Source organism: Hydrotalea sp. GW822-HT8A01, from assembly GCF_058798575.1.
This window is the reverse complement of record NZ_CM179506.1, coordinates 1,904,951-1,931,410: the sequence shown is the minus strand read 5'-3', so window position 1 is coordinate 1,931,410 and position 26,460 is coordinate 1,904,951. Positions and strand designations below refer to the sequence as shown.

At 42.2% G+C, this 26,460-nt stretch carries 27 protein-coding genes; 15 read left to right on the top strand and 12 right to left on the bottom strand.

Features of this window, described 5'->3' with window-relative positions:
• Positions 1-52: 52 nt before the first annotated feature.
• From AC3QLY_RS08425 to mobA, 12 genes are all read right to left on the bottom strand, one after another.
• Positions 53-880: an RteC domain-containing protein gene (locus AC3QLY_RS08425; RefSeq protein ID WP_492989650.1), complete on the bottom strand. Its 828-nt coding sequence runs from the start codon at positions 878-880 to the stop codon at positions 53-55.
• Between the two features lie 87 nt (positions 881-967).
• Complete coding sequence (locus AC3QLY_RS08420; RefSeq protein WP_492989649.1) at positions 968-1,693, bottom strand: Fe-Mn family superoxide dismutase; 726 nt, start codon at positions 1,691-1,693, stop codon at positions 968-970.
• Entirely contained in the window at positions 1,690-2,880 is a 1,191-nt protein-coding gene (locus AC3QLY_RS08415; protein WP_492989648.1) for a chromate transporter, read from the bottom strand. Before AC3QLY_RS08415 ends, AC3QLY_RS08420 begins: the two co-directional genes overlap by 4 nt.
• Positions 2,881-2,929: 49 nt before the next feature.
• On the bottom strand, positions 2,930-3,898 hold the full coding sequence (locus AC3QLY_RS08410; protein WP_492989647.1) for a DUF1259 domain-containing protein: 969 nt from the start codon (positions 3,896-3,898) through the stop codon (positions 2,930-2,932).
• Between the two features lie 4 nt (positions 3,899-3,902).
• Complete coding sequence (locus AC3QLY_RS08405; protein ID WP_492989646.1) at positions 3,903-4,994, bottom strand: efflux RND transporter periplasmic adaptor subunit; 1,092 nt, start codon at positions 4,992-4,994, stop codon at positions 3,903-3,905.
• Between the two features lie 7 nt (positions 4,995-5,001).
• Positions 5,002-8,148, bottom strand: coding sequence for an efflux RND transporter permease subunit (locus AC3QLY_RS08400; RefSeq protein WP_492989645.1), 3,147 nt, complete (start codon positions 8,146-8,148; stop codon positions 5,002-5,004).
• A 3-nt stretch (positions 8,149-8,151) separates the two neighbouring features.
• Positions 8,152-9,525, bottom strand: a complete 1,374-nt coding sequence (locus AC3QLY_RS08395; protein ID WP_492989644.1) for a TolC family protein — start codon at positions 9,523-9,525, stop codon at positions 8,152-8,154.
• Between the two features lie 62 nt (positions 9,526-9,587).
• A complete protein-coding gene (locus tag AC3QLY_RS08390) occupies positions 9,588-10,865 on the bottom strand; it encodes a sensor histidine kinase (protein WP_492989643.1) in 1,278 nt (425 codons plus the stop codon).
• Positions 10,862-11,536, bottom strand: a complete 675-nt coding sequence (locus AC3QLY_RS08385; protein WP_492989642.1) for a response regulator transcription factor — start codon at positions 11,534-11,536, stop codon at positions 10,862-10,864. Before AC3QLY_RS08385 ends, AC3QLY_RS08390 begins: the two co-directional genes overlap by 4 nt.
• A 148-nt stretch (positions 11,537-11,684) precedes the next feature.
• The gene (gene mobC / locus AC3QLY_RS08380) at positions 11,685-13,685 is read right to left on the bottom strand and encodes a conjugal transfer protein MobC (protein WP_492989641.1); all 2,001 of its coding nucleotides are present in this window, start codon (positions 13,683-13,685) and stop codon (positions 11,685-11,687) included.
• 155 nt (positions 13,686-13,840) lie between these two features.
• Positions 13,841-15,172, bottom strand: coding sequence for a conjugal transfer protein MobB (mobB, locus tag AC3QLY_RS08375; protein ID WP_492989640.1), 1,332 nt, complete (start codon positions 15,170-15,172; stop codon positions 13,841-13,843).
• Positions 15,141-15,578: a conjugal transfer protein MobA gene (gene mobA, locus AC3QLY_RS08370; RefSeq protein WP_492989639.1), complete on the bottom strand. Its 438-nt coding sequence runs from the start codon at positions 15,576-15,578 to the stop codon at positions 15,141-15,143. The genes mobB and mobA overlap by 32 nt, the downstream gene beginning before the upstream one ends.
• Before the next feature lie 689 nt (positions 15,579-16,267).
• Between mobA and AC3QLY_RS08365 the strand changes: the two genes are divergently transcribed.
• From AC3QLY_RS08365 to traM, 15 genes are all read left to right on the top strand, one after another.
• The gene (locus AC3QLY_RS08365) at positions 16,268-17,035 is read left to right on the top strand and encodes a ParA family protein (RefSeq protein ID WP_026773219.1); all 768 of its coding nucleotides are present in this window, start codon (positions 16,268-16,270) and stop codon (positions 17,033-17,035) included.
• A 5-nt stretch (positions 17,036-17,040) separates the two neighbouring features.
• Entirely contained in the window at positions 17,041-17,454 is a 414-nt protein-coding gene (locus AC3QLY_RS08360) for a DUF3408 domain-containing protein (protein ID WP_492989638.1), read from the top strand.
• A 2-nt stretch (positions 17,455-17,456) separates the two neighbouring features.
• The gene (locus AC3QLY_RS08355; RefSeq protein WP_492989637.1) at positions 17,457-18,095 is read left to right on the top strand and encodes a hypothetical protein; all 639 of its coding nucleotides are present in this window, start codon (positions 17,457-17,459) and stop codon (positions 18,093-18,095) included.
• A 64-nt stretch (positions 18,096-18,159) separates the two neighbouring features.
• Positions 18,160-18,477 (top strand): hypothetical protein, encoded by a 318-nt coding sequence (locus AC3QLY_RS08350; protein WP_492989636.1) that lies wholly within the window; start codon positions 18,160-18,162, stop codon positions 18,475-18,477.
• A 16-nt stretch (positions 18,478-18,493) separates the two neighbouring features.
• Positions 18,494-18,664, top strand: a complete 171-nt coding sequence (locus tag AC3QLY_RS08345) for a hypothetical protein (protein WP_492989635.1) — start codon at positions 18,494-18,496, stop codon at positions 18,662-18,664.
• 12 nt (positions 18,665-18,676) lie between these two features.
• Positions 18,677-18,982 (top strand): DUF4134 domain-containing protein, encoded by a 306-nt coding sequence (locus AC3QLY_RS08340; protein ID WP_492989634.1) that lies wholly within the window; start codon positions 18,677-18,679, stop codon positions 18,980-18,982.
• A 10-nt stretch (positions 18,983-18,992) separates the two neighbouring features.
• A complete protein-coding gene (locus AC3QLY_RS08335) occupies positions 18,993-19,325 on the top strand; it encodes a DUF4133 domain-containing protein (RefSeq protein WP_492989633.1) in 333 nt (110 codons plus the stop codon).
• On the top strand, positions 19,322-21,829 hold the full coding sequence (locus AC3QLY_RS08330; RefSeq protein ID WP_492989632.1) for a TraG family conjugative transposon ATPase: 2,508 nt from the start codon (positions 19,322-19,324) through the stop codon (positions 21,827-21,829). Before AC3QLY_RS08335 ends, AC3QLY_RS08330 begins: the two co-directional genes overlap by 4 nt.
• Before the next feature lie 20 nt (positions 21,830-21,849).
• Positions 21,850-22,065: a hypothetical protein gene (locus tag AC3QLY_RS08325; protein WP_492989631.1), complete on the top strand. Its 216-nt coding sequence runs from the start codon at positions 21,850-21,852 to the stop codon at positions 22,063-22,065.
• A 65-nt stretch (positions 22,066-22,130) separates the two neighbouring features.
• Positions 22,131-22,763 carry a DUF4141 domain-containing protein gene (locus AC3QLY_RS08320; RefSeq protein ID WP_492989630.1) on the top strand — a complete coding sequence of 211 codons (633 nt, stop codon included), beginning with the start codon at positions 22,131-22,133 and terminating at the stop codon, positions 22,761-22,763.
• Between the two features lie 3 nt (positions 22,764-22,766).
• Complete coding sequence (gene traJ, locus AC3QLY_RS08315) at positions 22,767-23,762, top strand: conjugative transposon protein TraJ (protein WP_492989629.1); 996 nt, start codon at positions 22,767-22,769, stop codon at positions 23,760-23,762.
• 15 nt (positions 23,763-23,777) lie between these two features.
• A complete protein-coding gene (gene traK, locus AC3QLY_RS08310) occupies positions 23,778-24,401 on the top strand; it encodes a conjugative transposon protein TraK (RefSeq protein WP_492989628.1) in 624 nt (207 codons plus the stop codon).
• A gap of 10 nt (positions 24,402-24,411) precedes the next feature.
• A complete protein-coding gene (locus AC3QLY_RS08305) occupies positions 24,412-24,840 on the top strand; it encodes a hypothetical protein (RefSeq protein ID WP_492989627.1) in 429 nt (142 codons plus the stop codon).
• A 19-nt stretch (positions 24,841-24,859) separates the two neighbouring features.
• Positions 24,860-25,135: a hypothetical protein gene (locus tag AC3QLY_RS08300; RefSeq protein ID WP_492989626.1), complete on the top strand. Its 276-nt coding sequence runs from the start codon at positions 24,860-24,862 to the stop codon at positions 25,133-25,135.
• Positions 25,125-26,453: a conjugative transposon protein TraM gene (gene traM / locus AC3QLY_RS08295; protein WP_492989625.1), complete on the top strand. Its 1,329-nt coding sequence runs from the start codon at positions 25,125-25,127 to the stop codon at positions 26,451-26,453. The genes AC3QLY_RS08300 and traM overlap by 11 nt, the downstream gene beginning before the upstream one ends.
• Positions 26,454-26,460 lie beyond the last annotated feature (7 nt).

Sequence of the window (26,460 nt, the reverse complement as noted above, 5' to 3'; positions counted from 1 at the left end):
CTCAACGGGTATATTAAGCTTCCGATAGACAATCAAATTCTATTATATCTACCTACTTTTCTTCCTGCTCATCCATTTTTTTGATAAGCCCCTCTCGAAGTCCGTCAAGAAATTTAGTTCGGTTAACTTTCCGATTTCTAAGTTCCAAATACGTTTGGTAAAAATTACCCAATTCCATATTAAAAATGCCCTCAAAATACTTGGCGATTTCTCGAATATCACTGTTGCCATTATTGAAAACACCTTGATAATGCAAGGCGTATATCAGTTCTATCATAGCTGCTTTACTATCTGTCCACTTTAATTGATGTATGTCACTTGGTTTATCTACATGAGTGGTATTGTATAACTGGTCTTCGATATATACCTGTATCAAATCGTTAGCCAATATTTTGGCTACTTTATAATCGTGAGATGAGCAAAAGGTTTGGTCAGATTGCAAATAATATGTATCAAGCCATAGCTTTATATCATGTTTGCCCCTTACAAATAACTTTTCGTCAAGAAACGTATTGTTGCTACGGTAATATTTATAAAAATCAAGATTGCTATCAAAGAAGCGTTTGAGCTTTTTCAGTTCTTTATTTAGATATTTTTTGATATGCTTTGCTCCATAAGGCTTTCTCGTTTCTATTTTATAAATGGTATTATAGTAGATGAGTTTGGCAACAATGGTGGGTTTTTGAGATTTAAAAAAACGGATTTCCTCATTCACCGTTTTAAATCCAGTAACTAAAACATATTCTTTAATTTCAGATAGAGCATTTACAATTAGATGTATAATTGTTTCAATCCGTTGTATCGAACAATCACCTTCAATTTCCAGTTCGCTGATTTCCGCCTCTAACTTATATAGTGTTTCTTTATAAAATTTATCCATTCAAAAAAAATTGGAGAGTAGATGTCATTGAGAAATTTTTAAAATTCCCAATTGACATATTGAGAATTTCAAACAAATACGGGTATGCTACTTAGCAAATTTCAAAGCATCATTTAGTCTTTGGGCTGCATTGTCCCAATTGATAATATTAAATAATGCATCTACAAAATCGGCTCTTTTATTTTTATATTTCAAATAATAGGAATGCTCCCAAACATCAATAGCCAACAAGGGAATAACACCCCATTGTGTTAATTTTTCGTGATTTTCGCATTGAAGAATAACCAATTTATCCGTATATGGCTGATAACCTAAAATGCCCCAACCATTTCCATCAACATTTTTTGAGGTTGCAGCAAGGTAGCCTTTCAGCTTATCATAACTACCAAAATCTTTTTCAATTCTTTTTAGCAAATCTTTGGTAGGCTCTGTTTTTTTATTGGTTAGATTAGTCCAGAAAATAGAGTGCAGAATGTGTGAAGAAGAATGGTAGGCAAGCTTTTTAGTCCAGAAGTCAACGGTTTCAAGATTATTCTCCTCCAATGCTTTTTTTATCATCTGCGCATCTTTGTTGGCTGCCGTTACTGCCCCACCGTGGTGAAAGGTGTAATGTAAATGCAGTGTTTCACTATCCATATAGGGTTCCAAAAAACTTTCGGAATATGGCAATGCTTGTTGTATAAAATTGCCGTTTGCATCTACCAGTCTGTCTGTATTATTACTGGTAAGGTTTTGGGCAAAGACGTTTTGTCCGGTTAGTAGAGTGGCGGCACTCGCTAAGCCAGCAGTTTTTAAAAAATCTTTTCGTTTCATAGTAGTGATTTTATAGTTAGACCTAATATTGCAGAAACCAAAATAATATGAGGTTCTTTTACTTTTTTAACATATATAAGCGTAAGAATTGTAAGTATTGCTATTGCTGCTGTTGGAATATCGACAATGCTCTGTAATGCAATTACAGCAACCGCACCTACTAATGCACCAATAACAGCTGCCGTTATTCCATCAACAAAAGCTTTGATTGATTTATCATTGGCTATTTTTTTGAAGTAAGGCGCAGGTAACACGGTAAACAGGAAGCATGGTAAAAATGTAGAGATTGCTGCTACAACGGCGCCGGGAAATCCTGCTACCAAATAACCAATAAATCCTACTGTTATGATAACGGGGCCAGGTGTAATCATTGCCACAGCCACAGCATCTAAAAACTGCTGTTCTGTTAACCAATGATTTTCTATTACAACTCCCGAATGTAAAAATGGAACGATTGCCAAGCCGCTACCAAAAACAAATGCACCTGCCTTTCCAAAGAAGATTGCAATTTTTTCTAAGGTCGAAAATTTGTAACTCCAAAATCCCGTATTTAATAGTATAAGCACATTAGCAGTTTTGGTGTTCAACCAGCGTGGCGGCGCTTTTACCAACATATAAATTGTTCCTGTAACAAGAAAAAGTATTAAACTTTCTTGCTTTGTTATGAATGTAATTATTGCACCTGATAGAAAAAACACCCAAAGCAGCCAATTGCCTTTGATAGATTGAAAATCAAATTTACTAATGGACTTTTCGGTAAGCTTGAATGAACTCATTATTACGATGCCAACCACACTTGAACCAACTCCATAAAAAACGGATTGCATCCAAAATAGCCCTCCGAAAAGTTTATAAGCAATACCCAATAATACGACCATCATAAATGAGGGTAGTACGAATGCCAAACCGACCAATGTTGCCCCTAAAAGACGGTAGTGTACGAAACCTAAATATATTCCCAACTGTGCAGCCAAAGGGCCCGGAGCCAGTTGTGCCAAGGCAACACCTTGCTTGTATTCCTCCTCCGATATCCATTTCCGTTCTTCAACTAAATCACGGTGCATATAGCTTACCAAAGCTACGGGGCCACCAAATCCGACAGCACCTAATTTCAGGAAATAATTGATTAATTGTTTCAGTGTATAATCGGGTTTGACATTCGTTTGAAGCCCTTGTTTATCAATCATTCTTTATAACTTCTATTAATTTTCATTTGTTAATTTGATTTAGTACCAATTATTTGGTCTCTTTGCCTGTACAATCTAATGCTGCTTTTAGTCCCTTAGCCAACTGGATAGCGTTGCCCGTACCCCAATAATGTAAAAAGAAAATCTTTGGGGTCTCATGTACCATGTGATTGTGTACGGCAACTACCTCAATTCCATTTTCAATCAGTGTTTTGATTACCGGAGCAACCTCTTGTTCCAACATAGCAAAGTCTCCTGCCACAGCGGCGTGGTCTGGTGTACCTTGCCATGCAGCCCAAGTATTGAAGCCCATAAAAGTGCTTACCGGAGCTCCGTGTTCTGTAAGTTGTACATCAGGTCTGCCGATTGTATATTTATAAACACCTTTGCTCATTTCTCCTTTTGAACCGAGTATTTTATCTAAAGAATTTATGTCTAATGTATTGACAACACTATCAGCGGGGGCTTTACCCGGGTCTATTCCACGAGTTTCGGCTATTTTCCCAAAAATGGCTTTTACGCCTTTGGCAAGTGTTGGTACATCTGCGGTGCGTCCTATGTGCATGAAAAACACACCCGGTTTGTTACGTACAAAATGATTATGTATAGCAGTAATTGCAAACCCTTGGCGAATGACCTCTTGTTGGACAGGTTTTACATCGTTTTCAGCCAAAATAATATCTCCCATCACCATAGCACTGTCTCCACATGGCGTAAAGGCTGCCCAGCTGCCAAGTCCCATCGGAGGAGTTATTTTAAACCCATCGACCACTACTTTAAGGTCATTCTGCGGTACCGTAATTTTATATTCGCCATTTTTTTCGGTGCCTTTCATTCCCGTAATCGCTTCTATCTGCTTCACGTCCAAACTACGGGTGGGAGCGCAAAGAGCTACTTTGGCATCTTTTTCGGCTTTATCATTTGCACCATTTCTGTTTTGCTGTGGGTTGGTACAGCTCATCATTAGCCCCATAGCTGTAACTGCTACGAGTGCCGACAAATTATTGGACTTTTTCATGTTTTTATTTTTTTGTGATTACTTGTTTGTCGCTTTTTAGTTCCTCATTGGCTTTTAGCACGAGTGTATCTCCCTCTTTTAAATCGCCAAATATTTCCTGTTTGTCATCCATCGTAAAACCGTTTCTAACATCAACCCATTTCGTTTTACCTTGCTCTACTTTTATGACAAATCTTTTTTCCAATGTTGAAACTACTGAGGATACTGGAACAATCAACGAAGATTGTGGTCTAACAAAGTTCAATTTGATGTCAACATACGCACCTGCTTTTAAATCGGCATCGGTATTTGGAACTTCAAATTCCCACAACTCACTTCGCGAAGCTTCATCAATACTGCCTGATTTACGGGTAAGCTTTGCCTTGTATTTTTTATCAGGGAACGATTTGGTTACAAACTCGCAGGTATTATCGGCTAAAAGTGCATTTGTGTACAATTCCGGTACTGGAACTTGCAGACGTAGGACAGAATTGTCTTCCATTTCAAATAGAGGAAGGTCAGAAGCGTTGCCTACAAATGTTCCGATGTTTACGTTCCTTTTGGTTATAATACCTTTATAGGGGGAAACAATAGCCAGATAATTTCCTATCTGTCGGTATGAAGCTGCCGCAAGATTTGAGGCTTTGTATTCTTCTTCATCAGCCAACATTTTATTTTTACTGTTTTCCAGTTCGGATGCTGCGATAACACCGTCAGACTTTGAAGCTTGGCTTAACCGTTCGTAATAGTCTTTGCTTGCCAAATAACGGGAATAGTTGGATTTTGATTTAGCCATCAACTCTTGCAGGCGAGTGTTGATTTCCGGGGCATCAATTAATGCCAGAATTTGCCCTTTGGACACTTTTGAGCCAATATCAACTTTGATACTGCTGATATATCCCTGCACCTTTGCCCGGATTTCAACTTTCTCGTTCGGTAATAGATTACCGGGAAGAACGATGTTTTTATGTGCAGTATCTTTTGCAACCGTATAAACATTAACGGTATCAACTTTTTCTTGGGTGCTGTTTACCTGCGTTTCGCCTTTTTTATTCTGATTGCAAGAGATAAGGATAAGCATAGCGAAGAAAACAGATATATTGATTTTGAAGTTCATGATTTAATTAATTTAATGAATTAGTGGTATTAAGTTCTTCCGGAAATAAGGAAACATCACGGACTGCTTTGTTTCCAATCATCATTTCATAGACAAGCGGAACAATGAACAAACTGATAATACTGCTAAATAACAGCCCACCGATTACCGCTACCGCCAAAGGTGCGGTCTGTTCGCCTCCTTCTCCCATGCCGATAGCCATAGGTATCATACCTACTACCATAGCAAGCGTGGTCATAATAATTGGTCTGAAACGGTTGGAAGCTGCTATGGCACCAATTACAGATTGATTAAGGTTTTGCTCCTTCCTTATAGCTTCTGCATTAGTTATTAATAATATTGCATTTGAAACGGCTACTCCAAGTGCCATGATTGCCCCCATGAAAGATTGGATGTTCAGTGTATTTCCTGTAAGCCAAATCATGATGACCGACCCTGCCAAAACGCCTGGAAGCACAACCAGTACCGTTAACGACAATTTAAACGATTGAAAGAATGCAGCGAGCATCAAAACGATGACAAAAACTGCCAATATCAATCCCACAGAAAGTTCGCCAATAGTCTGGGTAAGCATATCGGATTGACCTCTTGTATATACTTTGACACCCTCGGGAAGACCTCCCAACTTTTTGATTGCGGCATTAACGCCATCCATAGCTAATCCAAGAGGCTTATTGTAAATATTTGCTGTTACAGAAATAAACCGCTGTTGGTTGATACGGGTATATTCACCCACCGAAGTGCCTTGTTTAATTTCTGCAATATCTCTAAGGTTGATAGGGACACCTTCGGTTCTTCCAATCGGCACACCTTCAAGTTGCCCTACATTGTTCATCAACATCTGCGGATACTCGACCTGTAACTGATAAGAGTTACCTGAAGCATTGTCCAGCCAATATACGGGCTGTGTATAGCGGCTCGAAGATGTGGCATCCGTCACAGATTTTCCTGCTTGGTCGATAGAGATATTCATCTGTCCCATCCTTGTCCGGTCATAGTTAATCTGAAGTGTTGGATACCCCAATGCTTGGGAAATCTGCACATCTCGCAAATAATCTACGCTTTGCAGATTGTTTTTGATTTTCTCTGCTATTTCCTGACTTTGTTTGATGTTTTTACCTTGAACAACAACTTCAATCGGAGTGCTTGACCCCATGCTCATGACCTGGTCTACCAAATCGGCAGGCTCGAAAGAAAGCGTTGCGCCCGGAATGCTTTTTGAAACAGCCTGTCTTATCTTCTCTTTCAATTCTTCCATTCCCAACTTTGTATCTTTTGAAAAATTGATTTTAGTTACCGCTTCATGTGGGCCATCAGTGTAAAGGAATATCGGATTGATGGCATAAGTAGGCGGTTGAAGCCCCACATAAGCAGACGAAATCAATACATTGTCCTTTCCGGCAATGCTGTCTATGATGGCAAGGACTTTTTTGGTAGCATCTTCTGTTCTTTCGATGCGGGTACCCACAGGCATACGCATTCTGACCTGCATCTGACCTGCATTGGATTTAGGAAAGATTTCAGTTCCACTTTGCTTGTAGCCTGCCCAAACAATCAATAAAAGAAATGCGAACAAAACCGGAACAACTATCTTTTTGGAATGGTTCAGTTTAAGGATTGTTGAAGACAGCTTGTTTTTTAGTTTTTCAAGGCGGTCTTTTTGAGGCTCTTTGAAATTTTTCTTGATGAACCAGTTTGATAGAATTGGGACAAGTGTCTGCGATAACAAAAACGAAGCAACCATAGAAAAACCAACTGCCAGCGAAAGAGGCATAAACATAGACTTTGGAACACCTGTCATAAACAACGCCGGAACAAATACGGCAAGGATACTAAGCAATATGAGCAATTTGGGTACAGCTATTTCTTTACACGCCTCCCAAACCGCAAGCCGCAACGGCTTACCCGTTTCAAGATGGTGGTGTATGTTCTCTATGGTCACGGTGGACTCGTCCACCAGTATTCCTACGGCAAGAGCCAATCCGCCAAGTGTCATCACATTGATGGTCTGTCCACACAGATACAATCCCAATACCGCTGACAACAAAGCAAGTGGGATATTGACAACAATTATAATGGCACTTCTTACATCTTTCAAAAAGAGCAAAACCATAAGACCTGTTAACAATGCCCCGATTGCCCCTTCAAAAAGAACACTTTTAAGCGAATTGCTGACATAACTCGATTGGTCAAATTCATAAGAAACCTTAATGTCACTCGGAATAGCCGATTGCATTTCGGGCAGTGCCTTTTTGATAGACTGGACTACGTCCCAAGTTGATGCATCGGCTCTTTTGGTAACAGGTATATACACTGTTCTCTTTCCATTTACCAATGCATATCCTGTAGTAATATCCGCTCCATTCGTTACCGTTGCAAGGTCTCTTACAAAAACAGGCGTACCACCTACGTTTTTAACGGCTACATTTTCAATTTCTTTGAAATTGTCAACTACGCTGTTTGATGACGTAATAACCGTTTTGTCCTGCGTGCGGATATTACCTGCTGGTAAAATCGTATTGTTTTTTGCAATAGCAGTAATCAGTTCTTCCGCTGTAAGATTATAACTACGAAGTCTTTCCGGGTCTGCTTTTACCACGATGGTCTTTTGGTTTCCCCCAAATGGTGGTGGAGCAGAAACTCCTGGGAGCGCTGCGAACATAGGTCGCACTTTAAAGAGTGCAAGGTCTTGGATTTCATTGATAGGACGGGTTTCACTACGGAAGACCAATTGTCCGATAGGAATGGAACCTGCATCATAACGCATAATAAAAGGAGGCAATGTTCCGGGAGGCATGAACGAGCGGGCACGGTTTACATAAGATACAACCTCTGCCATAGCCGCCGCCATGTCGGTACCTTCATGGAATTGCAGTTTGATTAAACTCAATCCCTGTATTGACTTACTTTCAACAGCTTTTATGCCTGTAATATATAAAAAGTGATATTCATAGTAGGATGCGACAAAACCCTCCATCTGCTGTGGAGATAGCCCACCGTAAGTTTGGGCTACATAAATAGTCGGTGCATTTATAGAAGGCAGAATATCTATCGGCGATTTACGAATAGCCATAATAGAAGCCAATGTTATCCCAAGTATGATAACGATAACGCTAATTGGCTTCTTTAATGCAAATTGAATTAATTTGTTCATGTATTATTGTATAGCGTTTATAAAAATATTTTCATCTCCCGATACAGCTGCCTGATATAACAGGGCTTTCCATGCTTCCCAATGGGCTTTTTTGTTGTCAAGTTCGGCATTCAGTAAATTGTAATGTGCTTGTATAAGGTCTGCGTAATTGACAAGCCCTGTTTTGTACCGTGTCTGCATGGCGGAAAAGGCATACTGTGCAGATTTCAATTGCTGTTCAGTTTCTTTGGCTATTGAAATACTGTTTGCAAACGTAATGTCTGCCAGTTTGGATTGCGTTTCTACCGTCAGTTTACTATCATTGATTTTTTCTTTGGAAGCTTCGGTCAGCAGATTTTGTTGCTGAAGCTGTTTCCTACTTTCGCCGTATTTCATGATAGGGAAACTGAGTTGAACGCCAACACCATAGTTGAACCGATTTAATGCAAAACCATCGGAAAAGTTCGTACTTCCGTCATAATGGATACCGGAACCTCGTGCAAAGGCTGTACTCCAAAGGCTCAATTTTGGAAGGAAAGATTTTTTTATCTCCTGCTCTTTAGTTTTATTGAGGACTAACTCACTTTCCGCATATCGTATAGTGGGGTTATTTTCTAAAGAACCGCTGCCATTTCCGGGTAATGGTAGATTGGAGATAAAAGCACTATCAACAGGAACAGGAGTTGCATCGAGAACCATTAGCTTCGCCAATAAAAATTGCTGAACCTGCTGCTCCTTGATTGCATTCTGCAACACTACTTTTGATTTGGACAATTCGGACGAAAACAGTGCGGTATCCACGCCGGGCTTTATGCCGCTTTTGCTTAGGACTTCGCTCTGGTCAAGATTTACTTTCGTTCTTTCTACATTTTTCTGATAAATCTGTAAGTAATCATAAGAAAGTAAAAGGTCAAGATAAGTGCTGATTACTTTTATCTTGTGCTCAAACAATAATTGCCCGTAATTTGCTTTTTGGGCTTTTGCTTCTGCAATTGCTGTGTTGATTTGTGCATTCTTTTTCCCGAAGGTTACTATATCCCAATTTAACAGTAAGCTTGCCGCACTCCCCACTGTGGGGTCATACGAGTTGCTTGACGAAGGAGGGCCACTAATAGGCAACAGACCATTGGGATAAAACATCCCGGTTACATTATTTGCCGTAGCAAGACCACTTTGAAGCGAAGCATCAATAGTAGGAAGCTTACTGTAACGGGCTACTTCTACCTGCTTTGAAGCTGCATCGGCTTCGTAGCGTACCACTTTAAGTTGTGGGTAATTCTCCTCGGCTTTTGATACCGCTTCTCTAAGGCTGATATTGAGTTTCGCTGGGCTCTGGGCATAGGTAACTACCGTACCGGAGAAAAAAGCGATGCTCAAAAAGACTGACCATTTAATCATTTCGTTTTGACCTTTTAATGTTTATAAGGGCAAAACTAAAAAGTGATTTTGGAGAAAATTTGTCAGCCTTTGTTATCGGGAAAAACTATTTCAAACTGGTGCCAACCATCTTTATAACTGTGGTTTATATTGAATTGATATAGCTGGCAAATCTGCTTGACAATTGCAAGTCCCAATCCGGTTGTCTTTTGTTTGTGCGAACTTTTCTTAAACCGTTCGAACAGTTCTTCTGACTGGATAAGTAAAGGGTCTCCTGTATTGGCTATCTGTAAACACTGTCCAGTTATACTAAGTCTTATTTGTTTGGTTTCGTTGTTATGCACAATGGCATTGTTAACCAGATTGGAAACCAAGATTTCTATTAGTGACCGATTGGCAACTATTATTATTTGATTTTCTGTTGAACTGGAAACCAATTCGCATTCGCTGTTATAATGAAGATAATCCGCTATTGTATTTTCGATAATTTCACTTACGTTGACCGTTTCTATTTCGGGGAATTGATTGTTTTCTATTTTTGACAGTAACAACAAGGTTCTGTTCATCTCACTAAGTCGGTCTGCCGCAATGGTAATATCACCTAAAAGCAAGGCGGATTTTTCTGTGATATTGGGCTGGTTTATCAAAAGTTCCAGCTTTGTCCGGATAATGGCTAAAGGGGTTTGTAGTTCGTGTGAGGCATTTTCTACAAACTGTTTCTGATTGATATATGCTGCATTTACTTTCGTAAAAAGTTCGCCGAGCATTTCGTTCAACTGGTCAAATTCTGTTGTTCCGGTTATTTTTTTCAACTCAATTTGATTGTTTTTAACCACATCAAAATGGCTGCCTACCTCGACTGTATCAAAGAAGGGTCTCCAAAGTTTTCGTGAACTGATTTTATTTATAAGTACAATAGCTATCATTAGTAAAAGGAGAATAATAGCTTCTGTAACGAATACTTTTAAAATGAGATGGGACATTTCTGTGGCAGAAGCATAGGTACTGAGTGCATACGATTGTCCATTCCATTGAAAACTTTGGGTTAAGGACTTAAACGGTCTGCTTTCTTTTCTGTCCGGGAAATAGATAATGGTATCATTTAAAAGCGTGGTGTTTATCGTTGGCTGCTGGGAATTTTCCGTGATACGATATTCTCCTAAAATATAGTTTGGCAACTTACCCCCCGACGAGATAAATGCTTCGCGGATGTTGTCTTGTTTTAATTGTAGAAGCCTTCCTTGCGCATGGTTTGTATGTTTTTTTAGCATGATATAGAAAATACAGGAGCATAATCCGAGGACTATGGGCAACCATGTCAATAGCAGTCTTGTATTACGGGATATTAATCGTTTGCTCATAGGGAAATTTTATAGCCAAGTCCATAGATCGTTTCAACGTGAATTTCTGACCCAATATCTTTCAGCTTTCGTTTTAAATTTTTAATCTGCGAATAAACAAAATCAAAAGAGGGCATATTGTCGGTTCTATCGCCATAAATATGCTCGGCAATTGCTTGACGGCTTATTACCTTATTTTTATTGTTCAATAAATAAAGTAGCAAGTCGTACTCGTTTTTAGTAAGCTGCAATTGTGCGTTTTCAAAAGTAACGGTACGGGCTTGGAGATTAATTTTAAGGTCTCCCAATTCGACTATATTTACACCTGCTGAATATTTTCTGCGCAACAAGGCTCTGACACGTGAATTGAGTTCAGAAAGATGAAAGGGTTTTGTTACATAGTCATCTGCACCAAAATCCAGCCCTTGGATTTTATCATCCAAAGAATTTCGTGCAGAAATAATGATAACACCATCACTTTTCCCCTCGCTCCTTAAATATTTTAAAAGTTCAAGTCCGTTTCCATCGGGTAAATTAATATCCAATATAATACAGTCATAATCAAAACTTTCTATTCGATAAATAGCTTCTTTTCGAGTGGTAACTCCCTCGCACAAGAAATCGTCCTGCTCAAAATATTCCTGAATATCCTGAAGCAATTGGACTTCATCTTCAATAACTAATAATTTCATGTCCTAATTCTTTTGCGCCAAAAATAAAATTCAATTTTGGAGAAATTTCAGAGATACTATTGACCATCTTTGTCAAAAGCAGGTCTATTGAAAGAAATTCCAAATATACAAATATTGAAAGAGGGGTGCAATGGACAAGAATATAACCTTATCCCTGCTGTATCAAATGCTGTAAATCAGGGTCGTTCTTAATACGTTCCATTTCGCTTTCCACGATATGCAGGATGTCCGCTTTTATCTGACGATAATTGTTTTCAATTTCCTGTTTCATATTGTCGGTTCCGCTTTCATCCACAAAAGATAATATCTGCGGTATCTTTTTGTAGGCTTTGGTTTCGGCGGCAACCTTTTCATTGTCTACCACAATTTCGGCGTGAAAGATTTTTTGCTCGATGCGTTCATCGAAGTTATCCGATACTGCACCCACAAACATACCCTGTGTAAGCGTTGAAATTTTGGAGGCTGGTATCAGGCTATCCATTTGGGTGGAAATGGAAGTGGATTTATCGTTGCGATTAATGGTCATGCTTTGGCGTTTCTGCAAAACCTTGCCGAAACGCTCCGAAAGGTTTTTAGAAGTTTCGCCAACCACCTGACCGGAGAAAATATTGCCAACTGTATTTTGGATTACCTTACTTTCCTTGTCGCCGTAATCCCTTGTCAATTGAGAATAATCCTGAAAGCCCAAACAAACCGCAACCTTATTACTACGTGCAGTAGCGATAAGGTTGTCCAGTCCTCTAAAATAGATTGTTGGCAACTCATCAATGATAACAGAACTCTTTAACTGTCCCTTTTTATTGATAAGTTTTACAATGCGTGAATTGTATAAACCTAAAGCTGCGGAGTAAATATTTTGTCGGTCAGGATTATTACCCACGCATAAAATCTTTGGCTCTTTTGGATTATTAATATCCAATGAAAAATCATCGCCTGTCATCACCCAATACAACTGCGGGCTTATCATTCTTGACAATGGAATTTTTGCCGATGCAATTTGTCCCTGTAACTGGTCTTGTGCGCCGCCGAGCCAAGCATCCATGAAGGGAGATAAATAATTTTCCAGTTCGGGATATGAAGTAAGTATCGTGAATACATCAGCGTATTTTTTGTTCAGTAGTTCTATGGCGTGAGGGAACGTACAATATTTGCCATTCTCATAAATTTTCAGATACCAAATGATGGCTGCCAGCAGGATAATTGGACTTTCCACGAAAAAATCCCCTTGCTTCGTAATCCACGACTTGTTTAAATTCAGCATGATGGTATAAGCGGCTTCGTAGGCATCGGATATGTCCGTCATAAAAGCAGGATTGAGTGGATTGCATCGGTGGCTCCGGCGTGGGTCGTCAAAGTTTATGACAAAGAATTGGGGCTTTACCTTATACTTATCGGTATGCTTCAGTAAATGGTTGTAGGCAATCGTAGAGAGGTCATCAAACTTGAAATCGTAGATGTACATACTAAAACCTTTCTCGATGTGCTGCTTGATATAGTTGTTTACGATGGCATACGATTTTCCACTGCCCGGAGTACCCAGCACGATTGAGGCACGAAAAGGATTGACAACATTAACCCAACCGTTGTTCCATTTCCCTTTGTAATAAAACTTGGTAGGGAGGTTTACCGAATATTCATTTTCGATGCACTTTGTTTCCTGCTGGAAACTTTCGTTCTCATTATTGAAAACATCATCCATCAGGTTGTTGCGCAACAAACGGCTCATCCATACACCCGCCATCATTAAAGCGATATAGCCTAACGAGGTGGTGAGGATATAAAGTAAAGTAGCAATCCCTGCGGACAGTTTTAAAAGCGGTGTGTTCAGGAAGAACAGGACAAAGCCGATAGCTAAGGCAAGGTAAATCTTTCGCCATGTTATCTTTTCATTCTTTACCCCCTTAGTTCCGAGGCAGCTTAACGCTAACAGGACTAAAGCGAAAATCTTAGTGTACAGTGTGTTTGAAAACAGCCCTGCGGTACGGTTGAAATTGGTCAGTATCTTGGCTATAATTTCGAGTGTCCAGCCACGTTGGGCAAAGAACCCGAAGCAAAACCAATAGAAGTGCATCAATACAACAATGATGCTTACTGCCCTCATAAATGCCATTATTTTGGCAAGCCCTCTTAAATCATCTTCTCCTTGCATAGTTCAAAAATTTGTTTTGATGCAAGTGTAGCCGCTATGGGCATGCGCCTATGGAAAGCGGTGTAAGATGGCTTTTTGTGGCAGTGTTTGGCATTAATTGTGAAACCCACAAAGACCAAGATGCTAATCCTGGTCTTTGTGGGTTAAAGGATATTTTATCGTTGTCTTCCCCGTCTTTTTTTCTTTTTCTTCATCCGGTCGGCAAATGCCTGTTCCTCGTAATCCTCGCCCTGTGCTTCGGGCAATAGACCGCCCAAGCCTTCTATCAATCCAAAATCATCGGTCAGTTGCTCTTTATTAAGGAAATCGAAAAGCCCATGTGTTTCTTCCTTTTCATCAGCATTAGGTTTTCCGGTTGCGGGTAAATCTGTGTTGCTTGTCTGTTCTGTGTGTTGGCGTTGGGCAATGGCTTCCTCTTTCCACCAGTCATTAAAGACATTTGCAGATAGTTTTTTGTCTAAAGCTGAACCGTTCCACACACTACGGCTTTCGTGGTCTATAAATGTCATACCATAAATGCGTCCCTCATCATTGCGGCGTACAACGGTATTGATACCTTGCTCCGTCAGTTGCTTTTTAAAATCCGTTTCATTGGTGGCAGTGTGCATGGCTGCTTCAATTGTATTTTTGAGGACGGCTCTCGCAGGGTTGATTTTCATTTTTTCCTTAGCATCTGCAAAATGCTTTTGCAGATCGTCCAATCCTGCGTGTTTGCCAAAGCGTGAAGCCTTAAAAGGATTGCTTGCTTTTTCTCCTTGCTCGTTCAGGGCGAAATACACCAGCCCGTTTTTGGGCTGTCCGTGCAGTTCGCCTTTTACTTCTTCTGCCGTAACATTGAAAAGTGAAAGCAAAGCATTGTAAGCCCCGATGCTTTGGTATTGGTAATACTTCGGCAGGTATCTCACCACCGATGCGATTTGGCTCTTAATATCTCCGGCTCTGTAATCCACCGGACGAAATGCCTGCTCATCGCCAGTGCGCTGTTTTTCTGTGGCGGGCGTTAGATTATACTTCTGCTCTAAATCCCTGCAAATTGCCATTGACTGCGGATGGTCGTAACTGTCGCTTATCTTTTTGCCATCAATGCCTACACAAACCGTTACGATATGGATGTGGGTGCGTTCAATATCGGTATGCTTAAAAACAATATAGGGCTGTTTGCCATATCCCATACGTTCCATGTACTCATGAGCCATTTCTACAAACTGTGCATCGCTCACCTTGTCCTTTGGGTCAGGGTTCAGCGATATATGGCGCACTGGCTTTTCTGTCCTGATATTGGCAGACAAATAAGGTTCAAAACACTGGTGCAGATAATTAGCCGAATAAGTATTATCCAGCGTTTCGGGTATCTTGTTCAATAACAAAACCTGTCCGTTTTCGCTGTCAATCTTTTTTTGATTGTAAGAAATTGCACCGTATAAATTCTCACCTTTACCAATCTTCGCTATCATGCTATCTGTCTTTTTGCAGGTGTTCTTTTTCAAACTCTGCTGTTAATTCAATCACTTTGTGGCACAGGGCAGCCATTTCTGCGGTCTGTTTTTCCAGTTTAAAGAGGTAAGCCGATGCCTTTTTTTCCGAGAAATTGCGGTATAATATTTTCACGATTTGATTATAGTTCACACCAACGGCTCTGAACTGGCTGTAAAAATTGGTAAGCCTTGTATGAAAATCCACAGCATCCATATTAATTTTTACGGTCTTTATAGTTTTCTGAAAGATGCAGGCAGTAATAAAATGTGCCATTACTTTCATACCCGATTGCTCAAACAACGTCAGGAATTGTGCATTTTCCGTGTCGTTCAAACTAATCGAATAACGGTGTGTCGCCGGGTCATTTTTAGGCTTGCGACCCACCTTGCTTATTTGATTTCTTTTACTGTCTTCCATATCTCAATCCATTATAATTATCATAAACCACGACTTCGGAGTGCGTTTTCCAGCCCCCTGCTAAGGGCAAGTTGTTTTTAGCTGCGGAAAGTATTTCGAGCAGCTAAAAACATAACTTGCTCCTTTCGGGTGAAAGGAAAATCCGCCCTGCGGGACGGATTAGATAAAGCAGAAAAAAACGGCTTGTAGCCGTTCCACCTGTTACCTTTTATCTGAAATGATTTCTCCATTCACTCTTTGTATTGAAGCCAATACAAAATAAGCGCAGCTTTCCCGAAGCATTGCAGTGTAGTACACTGCCAAACACTGCCACAGAACGCCAATACAGGACAGGTTTACTAAAGCAGGTATATCCCTGCATTTCTTTGTGTAAGCATTTGCGATTGCCTGTGTAAGTATGTAACAACGTAGCTGCGTAGCTACGCAAATACACAGGCAGGCAATCAGGTAAATAATGTTGTATGCAAGTGGGCAAGCCTGTATTGAATGCAGTAAGCAGTTATACAGATACACAAGTAAAAAAGCGCAGTTGCATTTATCGCAATACAGTTAAAAATATTCGCATACAACAACCTGCAAATAACAATGTGCGAATGTGCTTTTGCACCATTGCACATAAATGAATAAACAGCTATACAGGTATAGCGATGTATAAATAGATAAGTAGATAATTAAAAACAATTATGCACATGGACACAAAGAAACAACCATTGTTTATCGCCTTTTCCTCTCAAAAAGGAGGTGTAGGAAAAAGCACTTTTACCACGCTGGTAGCAAGTCTTCTTCATTATCGGCTGGGCTATAATGTTGCCGTCTTCGACTGCGACTTTCCGCAACACAGCCTTATGCAGATGAGGGCAAGAGATATGAGCAGCATTATGGGTAATGAGGTGTACAAAAAACTGGCTCATAAGCAGTTTACAAGTATCAACAAAAAAGCCTATCCCGTTATGCAGCATCGGGCAGACGGTGTACTGGATAAAGTAGAGCAATTCCTGCAATCGACTACTGTTGCTGTGGACGTGGTTTTCTTCGACCTGCCCGGTACGGTTAATTCCGCAGGGATATTGAAAACGCTGGCTGGGATGCACCACATCTTTACACCAATCATAGCCGACCGTGTAGTGATGGAAAGCACATTGATTTTTACACAAGTCCTCAACGATGTGGTAAGAAAGCAGGGCGCAACTTCTATTCAAAGCATTAATCTGTTTTGGAACCAAGTGGACGGAAGGGAAAGAACCGCATTGTACAGCGTTTATGAGGACTTAATCAACAGCTTAGGTATTCACCTTATGCGTACCCGTATCACGGATAGTAAGCGTTTTCGCAAAGAGGGCGAAGCCGATGCAAAAACGGTCTTCCGTTCCACCTTACTGCCCGCCGATGAACGATTGATGAACGCCTGCCGACTGGACTTGTTTATGGACGAGTTTTTAAGAACCGTGAAACTGTAAGCCCTATGGAAAATAAGAAGAAAAACCAGCCGGAGATAGACGAAGAATTTTTGATGAACATTATCGCCGATGGTGTAAAAAAGGAGGGTTTGAATGTAACGCCTGAACCGTCCCAAAAACAGGAACCGGAGAAAGAGCCGGACAAGCCCGTGAGCAGGGAAAAGAGCCGTTCTAAAAAAGCCAGTGAAGCAGATTATGAAAAGCTGTTTTTCAAAAGAGCGGAAACAAATGCCCGCTACGGAAAGTCGGTGTACATACGTCCCGATTTTCACGAAAAGCTGACCCGTATCGTGCAGGTCATCGGTGAGGATAAGATAACCATATACGCCTACCTCGATAATCTGCTGGAATACCATTTTCAGGAATTTGGCGAAGACATCACCAAGAGTTTTAACGAAAAGTATAAACCTATTTTATAGTCATGGAAATTATAATTGTCATCTGTTTGCTCATTGTTATTGTGCTGCTGGCAAAAGACAAAATCATCATTAAAAAAGTCGTGAAAAGCAAACAACAGCAGCCTGCGACCAATCGTGATTTACCGGAAATAATGGGCAAGCCGAAGCCCATAGAACGACACCGAGTGCCAACTACTGCCACACAACGCCAAAAAGAAAAACAGGAAGATATACCCGATAATTTTGAAACAGAAACCCACGAAACAGGTTTTGCGAGGGAAATTCCGCCGGAGGAATTGGATGATGTTTTTGGGAGTGTGCCTGTTTCCGATTTTGAGAATGAGGACGAGGAGTGGGAAGAACAGGGATTGCCGAACAGCGACAATGGGTTTGCCACAGGGGTTACCTACGAGGAACTGACAACCGTGGGGGCATTGCTTCAGCAGGATGTACTGGAAGCTGCCTCTCAACAAAAAGCGGTGGACATCGTTCAGCGAATGCAGGGAACCGAATTGTTTAGTCTGCTCGAAAACTCCATAGCAGGGGCTTCACGAAAGATTGCAGAGTTGTTGGATAGAAGCCTCCCTGCCGGAACGGATTTCGGTTCTTTCGATGAGCGGAAAAGTAGTGTAGAGGGTTTCGACATTGGGGAGTTTGTCTGATAAGACAGCTTCCCTTTGTTTTTTAACATGGTAATAGAAACATTCATTTTAAAATATCGCAGCTATGATTAATTCAAAGAATGACCCTGACTATGTATTCGAGGAATACCGGGGATATACAATCGCCAGCCACAAAAACAATGTTGCTGAAAAGGATGTAAACAATCTCATTATTGTTTACCGTTCAAACGAATTTCCTAACTATGGATATATTGTCGGTCTTGACGATAGCAAGTTATCAGGAGGTAAAAAATCCTTTCCGCACAACATGGAAGATGCAAAATCCTATATTGATTGGGTAGTTAAAGTACGTGAAGAAAAGGCTGCAAATGTGAAGCCCGAAATACCCAAACCGCAACAACGAAAAGGGCGAAAAATGTAGCATCTAAATCAAATTTATGAAACGTCAAAACGATTTTGTTTTGGCGTTTTTTTATTGTCCTGAACCGGGCTGCAACGCCATTCACTGCCAAGTAATTCCACTGAAAGACACATCGTTATTGTGCCTTGTTTTTCCTGACACTTTTGTCCCGAAAGCCCGCATGGGGCGGGAACGTGTAACAAAATAATTCATTCAAATTATGGAAAAACAAAGCAAAAAAGTATTGCTGACAAGCACTCTGCTACTGACGGCATTTGGTGTGTTTGCACAAGGGAACGGCTCGGCTGGTATTCAGGAGGCTACGCAAATGGTAACGTCTTATTTCGACCCTGCAACCAAACTGATTTATGCGATTGGGGCTGTGGTTGGGTTAATCGGAGGTGTGAAAGTTTACAACAAATTCAGCAGTGGCGACCCGGACACCTCGAAGACAGCGGCGAGCTGGTTCGGTGCGTGTATCTTCTTGATTGTAGCTGCTACCATTCTTCGTTCATTCTTCCTGTAAACCGATGCCCATGAGTAATTACAACATTAACAAAGGTATCGGCAGGACAGTTGAGTTCAGAGGTTTGAAAGCACAGTACCTGTTCATTTTCGCAGGCGGCTTGCTCGGTGTACTCATCCTCGTGATGATTATGTACATGGCAGGCGCAAACTCATACCTCTGCCTGTTCATCGGTGCAGGTGGTGCATCGCTCATTGTGTGGCAAACATTCGCATTAAACGGTAAGTACGGTGAACACGGATTGATGAAGCTGGGTGCAAAGAAAAGGCATCCGAAATATATCATCTGCCGCAAGTCTGTACACCGCTATGTAAAGTTCACCCGTAAATCCGATGCCTTATGAGAAACACAGCAAAAGCCACAACGCTGGAAAGCAAGTTTCCCTTATTGTCGGTGGAACAGAACTGCATCGTTAGCAAAGATGCGGACATTACCGCCTGCTTTCGGGTTCACCTGCCGGAACTGTTCACGGTAGCATCGCCGGAGTACGATGCTATCCATTCAGCATGGCACAAGGCTATCAAGACCTTGCCGGATTACTCCATTATCCACAAACAGGATTGGTTTATTAAAGAAAGTTATGCCCCTGATATTGCACAGGACGGATTGAGTTTTTTAGCAAAGTCCTACCAGCAGCATTTCAACGAACGTCCTTTTCTCAATCATTACTGTTACCTGTTCCTTACCAAGACCACCAAAGACCGGATGCGTATGCAAAGCAATTTCTCATCGCTTTGCAAAGGTGTACTTATTCCGAAAGAAATAAGGGATAAGGAAACCGTTCGCAGGTTCATGGAAGCGGTGGCACAGTTTGAGCGCATCATGAACGATAGCGGGTTTGTGAAGCTGGAACGCCTTACAGAAGACGACATCATCGGTACGGACAACACGCAGGGTTTATTGGAGCAATATTTTACCCTGTCAAGGGAAGCCGCAACGCCCATGCAGGACATCGCTTTGGGAAGTGAGGATGTACGCATCGGTAACAAAAGGCTGTGCCTGCATACACTTTCAGACACGGACGATTTGCCCGGAACGGTATCGGCAAACACGAGGTATGAAAAGCTATCTACTGACAGAAGTGATTGCCTTTTGTCCTTTGCTGCTCCGGTGGGTCTGCTTCTTTCCTGCAACCACATTTACAACCAGTATTTGTTTTTGGACAACAGCGATGAGAACCTGCGCAAGTTTGAAAAGTCTGCCCGAAATATGCACTCGCTGGCAAGGTACAGCAGGGCTAACCAAATCAACAAAGAGTGGATTGAAAAGTACCTGAACGAAGCGCACAGCTTCGGGCTTTCTTCTATCCGTGCGCACTTCAACATCATGGCATGGTCGGATGAGCCGAACGAACTCAAACAGCTAAAGAACGATACAGGTAGCGCACTGGCTTTGATGGAATGCAAGCCACGCCACAATACTGTGGACGTTGCCACGCTGTATTGGGCGGCTATGCCGGGCAATGCGGGCGACTTTCCGAGCGAAGAAAGTTTTTACACGTTCATAGAACCTGCACTGTGCTTCTTCACCGAAGAAACCAATTACCAAAGTTCGCCATCGCCCTTTGGTATCAAGATGGCAGACAGGCTTACGGGCAAACCTATCCATTTGGATATTTCCGATTTGCCCATGAAAAAAGGTATCATCACGAACCGCAACAAATTCATTTTGGGGCCATCAGGTTCGGGTAAGTCTTTTTTCACCAACCACATGGTACGTCAATATTTTGAACAGGGCGCACACGTACTGCTGGTGGATACGGGTAACTCGTATCAGGGATTGTGTGAACTGATTAAAGGAAAGACCAGAGGTGAAGACGGTGTTTATTTCACTTACACAGAAGACAACCCGATTGCGTTCAATCCCTTTTATACCGATGACGGCGTGTTTGATATAGAAAAAAGGGAAAGTATCAAAACGCTTATCCTCACGCTTTGGAAGCGGGATGATGAGCCACCCAAACGCTCTGAAGAAGTAGCGTTGTCCAATGCTGTTTCGGGTTACATCGAACACATCAAACAGGATGATGCCTATCCCTCGTTCAATGGTTTTTATGAGTATGTGAAAGGCGACTACCGCAAGGTTATCGAAGAAAAGCAGGTAAGGGAAAAAGACTTTGACCTTGCCAACTTCCTGAACGTGCTGGAACCTTATTACAAAGGCGGGGAATATGATTACTTGCTGAACTCCGACAAGCAATTAGACCTGCTTTCCAAACGCTTTATCGTGTTTGAAATTGATGCGATAAAAGACCACAAGATACTGTTTCCCATTGTCACCATCATTATCATGGAGGTTTTCATCAACAAGATGCGCAGGCTAAAAGGTGTGCGTAAGCTGATACTGATTGAAGAAGCGTGGAAGGCGATAGCGAAAGAGGGCATGGCGGAATACATTAAGTATTTGTTCAAGACCGTGAGGAAATTCTTCGGTGAGGCGATAGTCGTAACGCAGGAAGTGGACGACATCATCCAATCGCCCATTGTGAAAGAAAGTATCATCAATAACTCCGACTGTAAAATCCTGCTTGACCAGCGTAAGTACATGAACAAGTTTGACGACATCCAAGCGATGTTGGGGCTTACGGACAAAGAGAAAGGACAGGTACTTTCTATCAACATGAACAATGACCCAAGCCGCCTTTACAAAGAGGTTTGGATTGGGTTAGGTGGTACGCACTCCGCCGTATATGCCACAGAGGTATCGCTCGAAGAATATCTCGCATACACCACCGAAGAAACCGAAAAACTGGAAGTGATGCAGCTCGCTCACGAATTGGGCGGCAATGTGGAGCAAGCCATTAAGCGCATTGCACTTCAAAGACGTGAAAAAGCAAACAATTTCTAATCATTAAAAAAGCAAGACAAGTGGAAAAGGAGAAAATCACACTACCCATTGGCAGCAACAAGGCTTTAGTATTTGAAGCCGACCCCGCCAACAAAGAGGAACAGGATTTTGCAAAACTATGTAAAGAAGTATCTGCAACACAGCCTCAAAGTTTGCAGGATTTTTTTACACGGCTTAATGACCTGCAACAGAAAAGAACGCCTGAACCCATTAAGAAAATGGGGCGCAAAATGTAAGACAGCCCACCCAAACAGGGCAAAGAGAAAATCAAGCAATTATTAATTTTTTAAAATCAGAAACAATGAAAAAAGCAATGTTACTGGTGTGTACGGCATTTATGCTTGCCGCTGCACCATCCGCTAAAGCGCAGTTTGTAGTAACTGACCCCGGAAACCTTATTTCCGGCATCCTCAACAGTGCAAACGAAATCGTTCAAACGTCCTCCACTGTGAGCAACGTGGTTAAGAATTTCAACGAGGTGAAAAAGGTGTATGACCAAGGCAAAGAGTATTACGACAAACTGAAAGCGGTCAACAACCTGGTTAAAGATGCCCGCAAGGTACAGCAAACTGTTTTGCTGGTGGGCGATGTGTCCGAAATGTACGTGAAGAACTTCGGCAAGATGATGAACGACCCCAATTTCACCCCGCAGGAATTGACGGCAATCGCCTTTGGCTATTCCAAGCTACTGAATGAAAGCACAGAGTTGTTGAAAGAACTCAAACAGATTGTTACCAACACCGGGCTGTCCTTAAATGATAAGGAGCGCATGGATGTAATAGACAAGGTTTATAAGGAGGTGAAGGACTATCACAGCCTTGTACGCTATTACACCAATAAAAATATCTCCGTAAGCATTTTAAGGGCTAAAAAGAAGAGCGATACCAAAAGAGTATTGGAATTGTACGGAACCGCAGAACAAAAATACTGGTAAGCTATGGAATGGAATAATCTTCACGAAATGCTGCGCAGCCTGTATGATGAAATGATGCCTTTAACGGCGGATATGGCTGCGATAGCAAAAGGCATCGCCGGATTGGGCGCACTGTTTTATGTTGCCCTCAAAGTCTGGCAGGCGTTAAGCCGTGCGGAACCCATAGACGTATTCCCTTTGCTCCGTCCGTTCGCCATAGGGCTTTGCATTATGTTTTTTCCTACGATGGTTTTGGGGACTATCAATGCGGTAATGTCGCCCGTGGTAAAAGGCACACACTCCATGCTCGAAGGTCAGGTACTTGACCTGAACAAGTTGCAACAGCAAAAAGACAAACTGGAATACGAAGCTATGGTACGCAATCCCGAAACCGCTTACCTCGTGAGCGATGAGGAGTTTGATAAGAAGCTGGATGAACTCGGATGGTCGCCCTCCGATTTGGCAACTATGGCGGGTATGTATATGGACAGAGGGGCATACAAGATGGAGAAAGCCCTAAAGGAATGGTTTCGTGACCTGCTGGAAATACTCTTTCAGGCGGCGGCACTGGTCATAGACACGATACGAACGTTCTTCCTCATCGTGCTGTCCATACTCGGGCCGATAGCATTTGCGATAAGCGTATGGGACGGTTTTCAGTCCACGCTTACGCAATGGCTGACCCGATACATCAGTGTGTACCTGTGGCTGCCCATATCCGATATGTTCAGTTCCATACTGGCGAAAATACAATCGCTCATACTGGAACGGGACATTGCAATGCTGGCAGACCCTACTTATATCCCCGACACCTCCAATACCGTGTATATCATTTTCATGCTGATTGGCATAGTGGGCTATTTCACTATCCCAACCGTAGCGGGCTGGGTAATTCAGGCTGGGGGTGCAGGAAACTTCATGCGTAACGTGAACTCCACGGCTGCAAAAACCGGAAACCTTGCCGGAGCCGGAACCGGAGCCGCAGTAGGCAACATCGGCGGCAGGTTATTGAACAAATAATTTAATCATCTAAAAATGGAATTTAAAACATTAAGAAACATCGAAAACAGTTTTAGACAGATAAGACTGTATGCTATTGTTTTTGCCATTCTCTGCATCAGTGTGGTAGGATATGCCGTTTGGCAGTCTTACCGCTTTGCGGAGTTACAACGGCAAAAGATTTATGTACTGGATAACGGCAAATCGTTGATGCTCGCTTTATCACAGGATGCAAGCATTAACCGCCCCGTGGAAGCCCGTGAACACGTAAGGCGTTTCCATGAACTATTCTTTACGCTCGCACCGGATAAGAATGCCATCGAAAGCAATATGAAGCGGGCGTTCAACCTTGCCGACAAAAGTGCCTTTGATTATTACAAAGACCTTTCGGAAAAGGGTTACTTCAACCGCATTATTTCGGGCAACGTACAGCAACGTATCGAAGTGGACAGTGTGGTCTGCAACTTCGACACCTATCCTTATGCCGTGCGTACCTACGCAAAACAATTTATCATCCGTTCAAGCAACCTTACCAAGCGCAGCCTTGTGACCTCCTGCTATCTCGTGAACTCCGTCCGTTCAGACAACAATCCGCAGGGTTTCAATATCGAAAAATTTGCCGTGCTGGAAAACAAAGACGTGGAGGTTGTCGAACGCTAAAATCAATTCTATGGAAGTATTATCAGATTTAAACACGTTTGCCAAAATCCTTACCGACAAAGGATATAACGGCTATTTCCACACGCAGGGTGCGTATCCCGGAAAGCTGAAAGACAGCATAGGCGAATATCTCGAAAACTGCCGTAACGGTACGGAGGGAACCCCTAAGCCTGTACTGCTCGTTACGGGCTATTTGCAATGGGCTGGCGAAGACAAACCCCATGTAGAATGCAGTATGTGGGTGAAACACCTGAACGGAAAATTTCTCCTCAATAAAATGGAGGTGAAAAGAAAAGACCAGTACGGGCATTTACTAAAGCAATCGGAACTCACCAACCTGTCTGTGGTCAATGCGCCCAAAGTAAGGGAAGCAATCGCTTTGGTCAGTGATGCACCACAACAACAGGTTGTTCCCAAAGGCAGGGGTTTCAGGCACTAAAACGGAAAATAGTTAAGGAATGAAAAAGTTAAGAACGAAAATCAGCAAGTGGTTTGACAGGCTCGATGACAGGTGGCGTGAGCTGCCTGTAAAAAAGCAGCATCGTTATACGCTGTTACTCTTTGCGGGCTATCTGTTATTGTCCGTTATCGTCATAGCGAAAGTGTGCTATGATGTTGGCGTAAGTGATAGCAAGCTGGAAATAGAACATATCGAAAACCCGCTTATCAAACAAAAAAAGTCCCCGGTATCTCCGCAGGACAGTATTTTAAAAAATCAGTTGTATGAAAGATAATGAAAACAAAAGAGTGAGCATTCTGGTCGAAGATGACGACCCGAATAACCAAAAGGAAGCACCGAAAGACGGTGCGCAGAACAAAGCCGAAAAGCTAAAGAAGCCAATCATTTTTGTGCTTATGGCGGTGGTATTTCTTGGCTGTATGTACCTAATCTTCAAACCGTCCTCCGACAAGAAAAAAGTTCAGGATATAGGTTTGAACGATGCCGTGCCGCAGGCTACGGATGCAGGCTTGCAAGCTGACAAGCAAAAAGCCTATGAGCAGGAAATGCTGGAACAGAAAGAACAGGAAAAGCGCAATGCGCTTACCTCCCTGTCCGATTATTGGAATGAGGATAGCACCACCGACAAGAAAGCAGTTTCTCCGGATGAGGGTAACGAAGACGGATCTGCTTTCGGAGGTGGTACGCAGCGGAGCGGCAACCCGGCTTTAAACAGTTACCGAAATGCCCAAAATACGTTAGGCTCGTTTTATGACAACAACGATTATCAAACGCAGGAACTCCGCAAACAGGTGGAAGAACTCAAAGAAAAGCTGGCAGCAAAGGATGTACCTGCTACTACCACCGTGCAAGACCAAATGGCTTTGATGGAGAAGTCTTATCAAATGGCGGCGAAATACCTGCCCGCTGGTACGGCTTCACAACCGGGTAAGGTTGACACGACTGTTCCGGCAAAAAGCGGTACGCAAAAAGAACATTTTGTAGCGTTCTCGCCAATAAAGAAAAATGCCGTATCTGCTTTGTACCGTGAGCCGACCGACAGTGCGTTTTTAGCAAACTGGAACGAAACCCGCAACAGGGGATTTTATACCGCCGGAACCAATGAACAGGTAATACAGCCCAAAAACAGCATCAAAGCGGTAGTACAGGAAACACAGACCATAACAGATGAAAGCGGTGTACGCCTGCGCTTGATGGAAACCGCAAAAACGCCCAGCCGTACCATTCCAGCCGGAACGGTATTAACGGCAAACGCCAAGTTCGCAGGCGGCAGGTTACAGCTAAAAGTAACGTCTATCGAGTTTGAGGGCAATATTATCCCTGTGGAAATAACGGTGTACGATTTGGACGGACAACAAGGCTTATACGTGCCTTATTCGCCTGAAGTAAATGCCTTAACGGAAATCGCTTCTAACATGAGCCAAACCTCCGGCACGTCAATTATGATGACCCGCTCTGCAGGGCAGCAAGCGGCAGGCGACCTCTCCCGTGGCGTGGTGCAGGGCATATCAGGCTACTTCGCCAAAAAAGTAAGAACGCCGAAAGTCACCGTTAAAGCCGGTCATCAATTGTTCCTCGTTTCCAAAAACTAATGTTCAA